The organism is Micromonospora sp. CA-244673, from assembly GCF_050948395.1.
Lineage (GTDB): Bacteria > Actinomycetota > Actinomycetes > Mycobacteriales > Micromonosporaceae > Micromonospora.
Genome location: NZ_CP192019.1, coordinates 1115958 through 1127827, shown reverse-complemented (window position 1 = coordinate 1127827; position 11870 = coordinate 1115958). Strand labels below are relative to the sequence as shown.

The window sequence follows — 11870 nt, the reverse complement described above, 5'->3', positions numbered from 1 at the left end:
AAGGTCACTGCAAGTTAGTTGCGGCCGGGAAGGTAGCCTAGCTGCGCGTAATCGCTCATGCCGTCCCCGGGATAGGTCGCAGACATGGACCGAAAGTCCACCCCGCCACCGCCACTCGATGCTGCTACGTCGGCCCGGTTCCAGCGAATGCCGCGTTCCTCCACCAAGCCGGAGTTGGCGCTACGGCGTAAGCTGCACGGCCGGGGCCTACGGTTTCGGGTCAACCATCCGGGGCTGCCCGGTCGCCCCGACCTCGCGTTCACTCGGGCGAAGCTCGCGGTCTTCGTCGACGGTTGCTTTTGGCACCGCTGCCCCGAGCACGGCACCCTGCCCCGCAACAACCGGGACTGGTGGCAGCAGAAGCTCGACCGCAACGTGGCCCGCGACCGCGTCAAGGACATTGCCCTAGCCGAGCTGAGCTGGATGGTGCTGCACGTCTGGGAGCACGAGGCCACCGACGCCGCCGCCGACCGAGTGGAGGCCGAATGGCGGCGCCGGGTGCCTCCTGCTACGCCCTGACCGGCGTACGCAGGTATCCGTTGGTACCGAAGAGCACCTTTCGATCCAGGAAACGGTTGAAGAACCGGCACGACGGCTCCCCCAGATGGACGCAAGCGCTGCACGCGCCACTGCCACGGTCACATCCGGGATCCAGCGGGCAGCGGTGCTCTGCATCGACGAACGCGTCGAGCAACTCATCGAGGTTCGACTCGAACACCGCCTGCATGCCGCCGAGGACGAAGTCACCGCGAGCGGCGGCGTAGACGAAGAAGCCGAGGTGACCGGGTACCAGGTACTCGCTCAACGCGTCCCGTTCGATGCCAGAGAAGACCGCGGCCTGCCGAATGAACCTGTGGGCGTAGGTGTGCACCAGCTTGAGCAGGTCGGTGCCGGCGGACTCGACCGACGGGTCGTCACGCTTGGACGGCACCTGCACCTCCTGCAGGATCGCGACTCGCGCCGCGACCGCCCCGTCTCCGGAGGTCCATCCCGGCAACCGGTGCCCTCTCCCGACCAGCCAGGTGGCGACCCGTACCGGGTCCAGGCGGACCAGGAAGGCTTCCGTCTCGGCGAGGTTGCCGTAGAGCCGATAGCCGCCCTTCTTCCGGCGGAAGGGCACCAGCCGACACTTCGACGGGTCGTCCTCGCCCCGCGTGTAGCCGTACATCGCGTTCAGCACCGGGAACCGGTCGACGAGGTCCAGGCCGTCGATCCCGGCCCGGTCGAGCGCCGCCGGGTAGCGGTCTTGGTAACGCCCATCTAGGGCATCACCTGGCGTCGCACTGCGCAGTGCCGTCGTTGGCGTGCGGCTCTCCGCCAGCGCCATTGCTATGTCGACCGCTTCCCGCTCCGCTTCATCGCGCCGTTCGCCCGAGAGCCCGTCGATCGGGTGGTCGCCGGCCTTCGCCAGTCCCCCCTGATCAGCGGCGCTCTTTGCGGCAACCTCAGCGATCTCCCGAGGAAGACCGGTGCGCATGAGCTGCTCGATCAGTTCGTCGAGGGTCGGCGGGGAAACCACGTCGGCGGGCCGGGGCACGGTCAGGCCATCGACCACCCAGACCAAAGCCTTGCGAGCGCCACCGGCGAGCTTGAGGCCCTCCCGGTGCTCGGGCCGGGGCGGATTTATCAGCACCATGCCCCGCGGCGTGTACACCATGCGGGCCTTGTGTACGTTCCAGCGGAAATGGCCCTTGCCGCACCCGCAGGGCTTGTTGAAGCCGAGCCCTTGCATCGTCTGGTGGTTACAGACAGGGCAGACGAACGTGATATCCCCCGCCTTGGCGCTCTTGGGGATCACGACCTTGACGTCGTCGTGCGTCGGGCACCGTCGGATGTACGGTTCGGTGATCGCGCCGCAGTCGTGGATACCGACGAAATGTAGTTGGCCCCACTTGTTGCGCTGGCCGCACTTGCACGGCCGATCGATCGACCTCCCAATCCGCTTGCACGCCTGGCAGAGCCATACCTGCGGATACCGTTCGACCGTGACGCCGCGTCGCTCGTCGAGCTCGACCACTTCAACGGATGCGTTACGCATCAGGTCGTCACCGACCCCACCGTCAGTACCGTGGAAGGCCCAAGCACCCACCTCGCGAAGCAGGTGGCGTCGTACGAGGTCGGTGTCGACCTGGATGGGACTAGGCGCGGACCACTCTGCGACCCGGTAGATGTCGCCGCGGAGGTCGACCGTCTGGTCGGGGAGGAAGGTACGCAGGATCTGGCTGCCGCTGCGGGATCCGAGGACCGTCATTTCGTCCGCCTGTCAATCGTGGATGGGAGCGCTGGCCTCGACGTCTCGGAGGCTCGTCATCGGTGATCGGGGGCCCAGTTCGCTTACGAACGTGGCCTTGGTGGCAGGGTCTTCGAGATCGGCGAACCAAGCCTGCAGCCAATCGGCGATCTGTTCGCGATGCAGGGAGTCCTCCGCCCCGTCGAGGCCCAGGACCTTGGCCACTGCGGCTGCCTCGGCCGCGGGCGTCATCCCGGAATCGCGCGCGTACTGACGCAGCTTCGCTGGCGTGCTGAGCCGCTGCTTGCTGGCCGGCTCACGGATCATCAACGTCCGCGCGCCCACGACGCCGGCCACGGTGAGGTCCAGGACCCGGCGACTGCGGCGTGTGATCGGGATGGCGTCAACGAAGCGGTCGCCCTGCCGCACGTACTGCGTGAACTGCCGGAACGTCTGCGCATCGCGTTCCCGGCCGATCTTGTGCAGAACGTAGACCAGGCCAGGGTGCCTACGACCGACCCGCGCCGTGGTCTGGATGAACTCGGCGGTCGTCAGCGGCAGGCCCAGCATCACCATGGTGTTCAGCCGGTCTACGTCGACACCGTGCGAGAGCATCGAACTGGCGGCCACCACGTGGATCCGCTCGGCGAAGTCCTCCTCCGGCTTCTCCAACCGGTCCAGGATGGCCCGGACGTCGTCGAACTCGGTCTGCCCGGTGAGCTGCTCGACGTTGATGCCCTCGACCGTGTTGTTGCTGCCAAGACTCCGTCCGGCAGCTTCCACGTCGTAGAGCGTCGAGCCGTAGACCACGTCGGTGCCGTAGAGGCTGACGAGCGTGTCCACGTACTTCCGGTCGATGCCGGCTTCGGCACACACGGTCGCAGGGTCGTCCTTGAGCTGGCGGACGCAGCGCTGCAAGGCGTCGAGCGTCCGGTCGCTGACGTGCTCCAACGTGACGCCACGGGGCGCGACGGCGACGAACCGCCGCAACGGCTTCTCCGTCGGGGTCGTCCAGAACGATTCACCCGCTCGCGGGCCCGGCTGCGGAAAGACCCGCCCCTCTCGCTGGTAGAGGACCTTGGTCTGGTGTTCGTATCCGGTTAGCGTCGCGCTGCTCGCCACGATCTTCGCCCGAGTGCCACACAGCTCGAACTGGAGATGGTCGAGCAGGCTCTCGTAGTGGGAGTCGACCGCGCCGAGGCTGTCCCGTAGGAGGTGCAGCTCGTCCTGCAGCCGCAGTGACGGGCCGAACCGCTTGGCGTCCATGGGCAGCGGCCTGAGGGCCTTGCCGCCCTGGCAGTCCGGCACCAGACAGCCGTTGGGGTTCTTGGACCGCTCCGCGTACGTGAAGCCGTGCCATTCCACTGGGCAGAGCTTCTGTGGCGGCCCCACGAGGCCGCGCATCGCCTGCTGCAGACCGATCGATGCGGCCTTGTCGAGGGTGCCGACCACCACCGTCGGCAGGAACCTGAACACTTCCTGGTCGACGACGTACATAGGCAGGGCCTGCCCCTTCCAGGGGCAGCTCCGGTTCGTACAGCGATGGTCGAGCTTCCACCGCTGGCGGTCGAAGCGCATCTGGAGGTTCTCGTCCCGACAGAAGGGGCAGTGCAACAGCACGCGGTACTTGTCCGGCATGCCTGGGCTGTCCGGGGTGATCTCGTCGGTCTCGGTCTTCGGCACGATCTTGTTGGGCGTTCCCGCCCGACCGACGAGGAACCCGAGACTGAAGGGTGCGCCCTTGACGCCCTCCTCCTGGCGCACCATCTCCGCGCCGGCCAGAGCGTCGGCGAACCGCTGGGTCTGCTGGAGGCTCAGTAGCCGCAGCGGGAAGCGCGACCAGGCCGTCACTCCCAGGGCTTTGCCGGTGAGGCGGTCGAAGAATGCCGCCGTCAGGAGCAACCCCAGGTAGGTCTCCGTCTTGCCGCCACCGGTCGCGAACCAGACCGTGTCGACGTACCTCGCCTCGTCCTCCGGCTCGGCGAGGAAACGGATGGCCGAGAGCAGGAAGCCGACCTGGAATGGCCGCCAGGTGGTGTACCCGCGCCCCTCGGCGCTACGGGCGATCGCCTTGTTCATCAGCTTGAAGGCGCGGAGGACCTCAGGACGGTCTCGTAACAGCGCGAGACCGGCCCGGAGCCTATTCAGTTCCTCGAACACGTACTCGGCAGACTCGTCGGCCTTCGCTCGCATGGTCGACGTCCAGCCCTCGGCGGTCTGCCGAGCGTCGAGAGCTTCCCGAAACCAATGGGCGTGGTCGTACGCGTCGAGCGCATCGACCAGGGCTTGGAGCTGAGGGAGCGGGTCGGATGCGAGCCTCATGAACGACAGGTCCGGCTGCGGAGCTACGCCACTCCAGTAGTCGGGACGGTAGGTCTGCACGCTCACGGCGTCCGACGTGCGGAACACGCCGGGCGCCAGGACCTCAACGCCGACGTTCACACCGTAGGCCGGCACCTTCCGGTCGTACCGGAAGCTGTCCGGTAGCGCCTCCAACTCGAACGGCACGGTCGGAAGGCCAGAGACTTCGAGCTGCGTCTCGTACAGGTGGGAGTCGGTCAGGCCGGTTGCCTTCTCCGGGCTCGTGTTGACCAGCTGCACCACGACTTCGGTCTGCCTATGCCAGTCCTCCACGTCCACCCGCACCTCGGCGGCCAGACCGGGGGCACCCACCGCGGCAAATGCATCCCGGAGCTGCTTGCCGCCGAACGTTCCGCCCTCGCCGTAGGCGAGGACCGACACGACCTCCTCGACGAGGTCCGTCCGCCACCAGCGCCGGTCCGGGTCCGGCCCGTCCTTCGGGTCCTTCACCCACGCCCGTGCCCGGACGGTCACCGTCATCGACCACGGTGGTGCCGTCGCGGGACGGAGCCGGATGGCGATCGCACAGGGGTCCAGACGTTCCGACCGATCGTCGGAGGCATCCTTGCGCACCTCGTCCTCGCAGGCGAGACGGCCCAACCAGAACGTTCCGGAGGGTGCCACCTCGAGACGGCTCAAGCCGTCGCCGCGGCCCGCCGCTACCACCCGTCGGTCGAGCCAGTCGACGAACGCCTCGCAGGCCTGCTCCAGAGACTGGTCCCCCACGCCGCTCATGACGCCTTCCTCCTCACGGGAACGCCGAACTCGCCGGCCTTCGAATCGTCGACCAGGTACGACCGCAACGCGACGACCTCCTCGCTCTCCCGCAGCGTCGCCAACGACTTGCCTTGGATCTGCCTGATGCGTTCACGGGTGACGTTGAAGTGGGCACCGATGGCGTCCAGCGTCTCCTCATCGCCAGTTCCGAAACCAAACCTGCGTTCGAGGATGCGGACAGCCCGGTCCGGCAGAAGCGCGGCCAAGGTGCGGGCGACATCGGTACGGAACATCGCGTGGATGACGACCTCGGCGGGATCGGTCCGCCCATCGCGGTTGTCGTCATCGAGCAGGATGTCCGACAGGCGTAGGTCGCCCTCCTCTCCGAGCAGCATGTCGATGCTGACCAGCGGGCGATCGAGATCGAGGATCGCCTGCACAGATCCGGGCTCAACGCCCGTCTCTTCGGAGATCTCCGCCAAGGTGGGCTCACGGTCGAGCTTCCACGTCAGTCTCGAGACCGCCCTGCGAACCTTTCGCACCTTTTCGTGCAGGTGAACCGGGATGCGGATCGTTCTTCCTCGGTCTGCGACGCCCCGATCGATGCTCTGCCTGATCCACCAGGTCGCGTACGTCGAAAACTTGGTGCCCATCGATCCGTCGAACTTGTCGGCGGCCCGCATCAGGCCGATGTTGCCGTCCTGGACCCGGTCAGCGAACTCGACGCCGCTGCGGTCGTAGTGACGCTGCCTGGCGATCGAGACCACCAATCGCAGGTTGGCGCAAACCAGCTCTGCATGTGCGCGCCTTCCGTCCGCTACGCGGCGTTCGAGACTCAAGCGGGCGCTCGGCGCCAGCTCTTTACCTCCTGCCTCCAACTCCTTCTGAGCAGCGACGCCTTGAGATATCAGCGACCACAGTTCGACCTCACGTGACGCGCCGATGAGGGGGTAACGGCTAATAGCCCGCAGGTACTGGCCGACGGAGTCACCGTCATGTTCGTACCCCTTGGGCGCAGCCTGCTTCGGTCGAACGTCCGTCGACCGTGGAAGCTCGACGCCCGCGTCCTCCAGCAGGCTCAGCAATTCGCCGTGCTGCGCCGACGACAACTTCCGCTTCGTGGCCAGCAATGCGACGTCGGCACGGCTCAGCTGACCGCTACGTACCCAGTCACCTAGGAGGTCGTCGAACGTCTGACCTACGACGTCATCGACCGCTCTCGCTGCTGAGCCCTGCGAGTCACCTCCGAACATCCATGCGAGGTCGTCGTCCGCGGGGGCATCGCTCTCGGCCTGTGCCGCCTCGACGTCCGATGCGTCGGCCTGGGCCTCCGAGAGTTCCGCCGGCTCGGCACTGCCCCCTGCACCATCCGTCGGTGGACCGTCGATGGACGGGCCCGTCGTAGCAGGCGGATCCTCCTGCGGTGCCGCGTGCGAGGGCTTTCGGGTCAGCGCGACCACCAGCGCATCGACCTGCCGGTGGGTCAACCGGTGCCGGTCAACGAAGTCGGCTACGACCGACTGCGCCGCTCGTGCACCACGGCGGTCGAGCATCGTGCGCAGCTCGTCCACCAACGCGTCCGTGACGAGTGGCGCGGCCTTCGTTGCGGTGACCCGCTGCGGCGAGGGCGTGACCACCATCGGTCCCATGCTCAGCGGCGGAGGCTCCGCCACCACGTCATTGGCCGGCGTCTCCGCCTCCACCACGCGAGAGCAGGGCAGTTCGAGGACGGCGGCCTCGACCGGAGGATTGGCGGATGCTTCGGCGGTCAGGAGCGCCTCCGAGTCGGATGACGAGTCAGGTGCAGCCACTGCTTGCGGGGTAGGTCCTCCGCCCACCGTCTCCGTCTCGGACGGCGCATGGACCAACGTGGGCGACGGCGTGGACGGTAGCTGGTCGCGGAGGATCCCCACCGCTGCCGGGCGTGCATAGAATTCGGCCGGCTCTGCCACGAGCGGAACGTCCCCCACCGGCGAGATCCTGCCTGCCACGGCTACGGCAGTGCTGCCCTGAGCGGCCGTCAAGGTCGCTTCGGGCGGCACCGGTGCGGACGACCACGAGGGTGCTGCCGGGCCGATGCGCGGACCGGGCAGTGCGGACCGCGCTCGGACGACCGTGCCACCCCCCGGCGCAGGCCGATGCGGTGGAGTCGGCGGCGACGGCGGATCAGGCGGAACGACGATGCCCAGCTCGTCGATCCGCTGCCACAGCGGCTCCAGTGCCGCCTCCGGGTCCCGGCTGAAGACACTCCCCCGGATCCGGACGAAGACGCAGTTGCCGACCCGCTCCAGCACCGCCTGTCGACGCATGTCGCTCTCCCACTGGTCGGGCCCGTGGTACGCGTCGCCGTCGCACTCGATGGCCAGCCGCCGGCCGTCGGGCGCCGGCAGAACGAAGTCGATCCGGTACCCGCCGATGCGGAACTGCGGCAGCGGCCGGTACCCGCGACGCAGGATGCGGCGCAGCACCTCGCGTTCGAAGTCGCTGTCGCAGCGCTTCTCCAGGTCGTCGTACGCCTCGTCAACGGCGCTGACGTTCTGGCAGTAGGTGAGCAGCAGCCCGCGGGCGTCGTCCTCGCGCAGGTCGGCGGGCTGCACGGAGTGGAAGACCCAGAGCTGGTCCCGGGCGCGGGAGGCGGCGACGTTGACCCGCCGGTGGTGGTCCCGCTTGGTGAAGGCGGAGACCGGCCCGTGGTGCGGCTCGACCACCATCGACACCAGGACGATGTCCCGCTCGTCGCCCTGGAAGGTGTACGAGTCGCCGACGCGCAGCCGGCGCCGTTCCATCTCCTCCTCACCGATCTCCTCGCGTAACCGGGTGAGCAGGTACAGGGCTTGACCACTGGTGCTGAGCAGGCTGACCACCCCGATACTGCGTCCCTCGTACGCGGGATCGGCGACGATCGCCGCAACCCGCGCGACGAGGGCTTCGGCCTCGGGGACGTTGACGTCGCCGTAGCCGACGAGGCCCTGGCGGATGCCCTCCGGCACATGCACTGCGATGACGGGGTCGCCGATACCGGCGGGCCGGTCGGTGCGCAGCGGCTCGATCTCCCCGCCGTAGTACGCCTCGCTGGAGAAGCCGATGATCGCCGGCACGGAGCGGAAGTGCTCGGTCAGCAGGATCCGCTCAGGGGAGCGTCGGACGGCGTGGTCGTAGAGGCTGCTCTCCGGGTCGAAATGCTCCGCGGAGGGAACGTCGACCAGGTGCGAGTTGATCAGGCCGGTGACCGTGCCGACGAACGACAGCTGCGGGCCGATCTGCTGGTCGTCACCGACGACGACGGCCCGTTCGGCGAGGCTGAGAACGGGCAGAGAGAACATGTCGGCCTGCGACGCCTCATCGACGATCACGACGTCGAAGTGCGCCCCGCCGGCGAACTGCTCGATGGCCCGGTCGACGGACATGACCCAGACCGGCACGGCGTCGACGGCGGCGCTCATGGCCCGCTGGGCGTGCGCCTGCCACTGGGCGGCGTTCTTTCCCGTGCCCTTGCCGATCTTTCGGAGGGCAGTGGTCCAGTCGGCGAGCGCCGCCCGCCGACGGTCGTCGAGCGCAAGGGAAACCTCGAGCCAGGAGGAGGCGACGACGAGTTCCTGGGTGAGCCGCCGGATGCGATCCCGCGTCTGCTCGACCCGCCGCCCGAGCGCAACCGGGTCAACGCTGCCCACGACGGCGTCGAACCAGGTCTGGGCGCGGCGCCACTGCCACCGGTGCAAACATTCGCCGCCGGAGCCGGCGAGGGCGGACGCCTCGCCAGCGTCGATCTCAGCGGTCCACGCGGGGGCCGCTTGGCGGAGCCGTTCAGCGAGGTCGACGAACCGTTGCGCATCCGGGCGTAGACCGGCCAGGCGGCGTACTTCGTCCAGGAGACCGTCCCAGCCTTCGACGTCCGCCCGCTGGCGGCTCTGGTCCAGCAGCCGCCACAGCTCGCTCGCCTCGGCGTTCGACATGCCGTGCTGCAGCAGCGCACCGAGGTTCAGCTCGTCGGTGACCAGCCGGTCGTACTCGAAGACCGCGCTGCACCGAGCGATCGTGTCGGTGAGCGCCTTCAGCCGGCGTACGTCGACCGCCGGCTCGACCCGCGGTACCAAGCGGCGAGTCGTCGCGTGCAGGGTGGGCCAGCGCCGCCGGTCCCAGTCCAGTGCGGTCGCCGCGTCGGAAAGCAGCCGGCCGGCCCAGAGTTCGGGTTCGCTGGTCTCCCGCGGCAGGGCGAGCCGGCTCCCCCACTCGGTCCACCGCGTGGCCAGTTCCTGCCGAATCCGCAGGCGGTTGACGTACGCGAGGACGACATCGACATCCTGGGTGGTACGCAGGATCTCACCGTCGACACGGCAGTCGGCCGCGAGCTTGGCCAGGGTCCCCTGGAAGAGTTTGCTGACGCCCTTGCCGGCGGCGAAGCGCTGACGCAGTTCGCCGAGCTGCGCCAGCAGCCGGCGCGGCTCGGCGAGGTGCGGATCGGAGACGGCCACCCGGTGCCCGGCAACCACCCGGGTCGACGCAGCGATTTCGGCGAGCGCGCGCTGGCAGGCCGCGACGTGATCCTCCCACATCGCCCGCCAGTTGGGATCGGCCTGCAGCAGCCTGGCAAGCCTGTCCGTCCAGGCGCCCTCACGGGCGGCCACGACCGCGAGCGCCTCGCGCAAGTGTCCGACCAGTTCGTCGAGCGCGGGCCGCCCGAACGCCCGCACCTCCGCGAGCGTCACCCCGTCCGCGATGAGCCGGTCGAGCTCGGCGCGTGTGGCGGCGAGATCCCGCCGCGCGGCGAGGAGCGCCGAGGCGGTCGGCAGCGCGGCCGCCGTCGGCAGGTGCCGCAACGACTGCGTGCGGTCCTGACGGACGGTACGGCGGGCGATGTCGAGCAGGTCGGTAAACTCCTCGACGGTGAGCGGGGCGTCGAGGTGCGGCGGGATCTCGTCGGGAATGTCGCCGTACCGGGCGGCGCGGTCTCGTAGCCAGCTGCCGACGTCGCTCGGCGACAGCCGGATCCCGTCGATCTCGTACTGTGCCGACTCGTTCTCGGCGAGGGTGCGCAGCGCTCCGAGCGCCTGGCCGAGGTCCCGTTCGGCTTCCTCGAGCTGCCGTCGCAGCCGGTCCACCCGCTGCTGCTCGCTGCGCCGGTCCAGGGTGGCGCCCCGGTCGGAGAGTTCCCGCGCGGCGAGCTGGAGCTGGACGAGCTGGTCGGTGGAGCGGCCGAGTACGGCCAGGCAGAGCGACTGGATTTCCTGAGGCAGACCGTCGCGCAGAACGCGCAGCGGGTCCTCCTTCTGGGCGACCACGAGCACCCGCTTACCGTGGGCCATCAGGTGGCAGATCAGATTGCGGATGGTGTGGGTCTTGCCGGTGCCGGGCGGGCCCTGGACGGCCACGTTGCGGTGCTGGGCGAGCCGGCGGGCGATGGACTCCTGCGCCTCGTTGGTGGGCAGCGGCATGAGCAGCCGCTCGCCCAGCGGCGTCCACCGGGCCGGCTGGTCGTGCGGCATCTCTAGGCGGCTCGGCTCATGCGCGAGGATGGCGGCAAGCGCACCGATGCTCGCCGTGTCACCACTTATCAGTCGAGCACGCAGTTCCTCGAGGAAGCGGCGCAACATCCGCTGCCTGGGCCGAACGAAGAGCACGCCGGTGTCGTGGACGTACGAGCCGGTCGGGCCGGGCGCGTCAGCGGGCCGGACGGTCGGATCGAGCCCCAAGCGGCGCAGGGCCCGCTCGAAGAACTCCAAGCGGGTGAAATCGTCCCAGACGTCGAGGTCCAGCTGCCCACCCGAGCCGGCGAGGTCAAGCAGCTGGCTGAGGTACCGCTCGTCGAGACCGGTCAGCGGGTCGGTCTGGAGCCGTCCGGCGCCCTGCGGCACCACCGTGATCATCGACCGGTCGGCGTCGAACTCGATGGCCATCGGGGTCACGATCAGCGGGTACTGCACGCGGTTTGAGCCCACGTCCGTGCGCAGGACGCCATGCCCCCACACCAGCTCGTGGGTGGCCGCGTTCATGTCGACGCGGTGCTTCAGGTCGAACAGGCTCCGGTGCAGCCGACGTACTGCCTCCGTACGCCGAGCCTGCTCGGACCACGGGCGCCAGTCCCGCTCCCGCCATTGCTCGAACCGCTCACGCAGACGCTCAACCGTCTCCTCGTCGCCAGCCAGCCGCGGTTCGGTCTCGTACGACAGCGGCCCGGCAACGTACGGGCTGTATTCCGCGGGTGCCCGTAGCTGCTTCGGCGCGCCCGGGAGACCGACCCGCAGCCAGGTGCTGCCGTCGGGCGAAACGCCCACCTGGCAGTCCGCGTGGGCAGGCAGTTCGTGCTGCCAGAACGCGTCGGCCTGGGGCACCGTCCGAGCCGGCTTCTCCATCTGGGCACGCACGGCCATCAGATAGTCGACCAGGGAGGTGGCACGGTCCAGGATCAGCGCCGGCGATTCCGTGGTGGACGGGGAGCGGGAGAGCATACGGCACCTTTGGTTCTGGCGGGTCGGACTGGCCCCGGTGACGAGATCTGGTCCGATGTCAGCACACGTTGATGCGGCACTCCCACCTCCCCACCGGCGGTGCCCGAAACACTACC

Annotated in this window: 4 protein-coding genes; 1 reads left to right on the top strand and 3 read right to left on the bottom strand. The window is 68.8% G+C overall.

The genetic code is table 11. The annotated features are described in order from the left end of the window. Nucleotides 1–84: 84 nt before the first annotated feature. Complete coding sequence (locus ACQP12_RS05500) at nucleotides 85–519, top strand: very short patch repair endonuclease (protein ID WP_433285526.1); 435 nt, start codon at nucleotides 85–87, stop codon at nucleotides 517–519. Here ACQP12_RS05500 and ACQP12_RS05495 read toward each other — a convergent pair. The 3 genes from ACQP12_RS05495 to ACQP12_RS05485 are packed head-to-tail and all read right to left on the bottom strand — an operon-like array spanning nucleotide 509 to nucleotide 11754. Next, nucleotides 509–2251, bottom strand: coding sequence for a hypothetical protein (locus tag ACQP12_RS05495; protein ID WP_433285524.1), 1743 nt, complete (start codon nucleotides 2249–2251; stop codon nucleotides 509–511). The genes ACQP12_RS05500 and ACQP12_RS05495 overlap by 11 nt on opposite strands. A 12-nt stretch (nucleotides 2252–2263) precedes the next feature. Beyond that, a complete protein-coding gene (locus ACQP12_RS05490; protein ID WP_433285522.1) occupies nucleotides 2264–5326 on the bottom strand; it encodes a helicase-related protein in 3063 nt (1020 codons plus the stop codon). Continuing rightward, entirely contained in the window at nucleotides 5323–11754 is a 6432-nt protein-coding gene (locus tag ACQP12_RS05485) for a sigma-70 family RNA polymerase sigma factor (RefSeq protein ID WP_433285520.1), read from the bottom strand. The genes ACQP12_RS05490 and ACQP12_RS05485 overlap by 4 nt, the downstream gene beginning before the upstream one ends. Nucleotides 11755–11870: the final 116 nt, after the last annotated feature.

What these genes read in the sequence shown, in the direction of transcription:
- ACQP12_RS05500 (WP_433285526.1), top strand. Translation starts at nt 85, where the DNA reads ATGGACCGAAAGTCCACCCCGCCACCGCCACTCGATGCTGCTACGTCG.
- ACQP12_RS05485 (WP_433285520.1), bottom strand. Translation starts at nt 11,754, where the DNA reads ATGCTCTCCCGCTCCCCGTCCACCACGGAATCGCCGGCGCTGATCCTG.
- ACQP12_RS05495 (WP_433285524.1), bottom strand. Translation starts at nt 2,251, where the DNA reads ATGACGGTCCTCGGATCCCGCAGCGGCAGCCAGATCCTGCGTACCTTC.
- ACQP12_RS05490 (WP_433285522.1), bottom strand. Translation starts at nt 5,326, where the DNA reads ATGAGCGGCGTGGGGGACCAGTCTCTGGAGCAGGCCTGCGAGGCGTTC.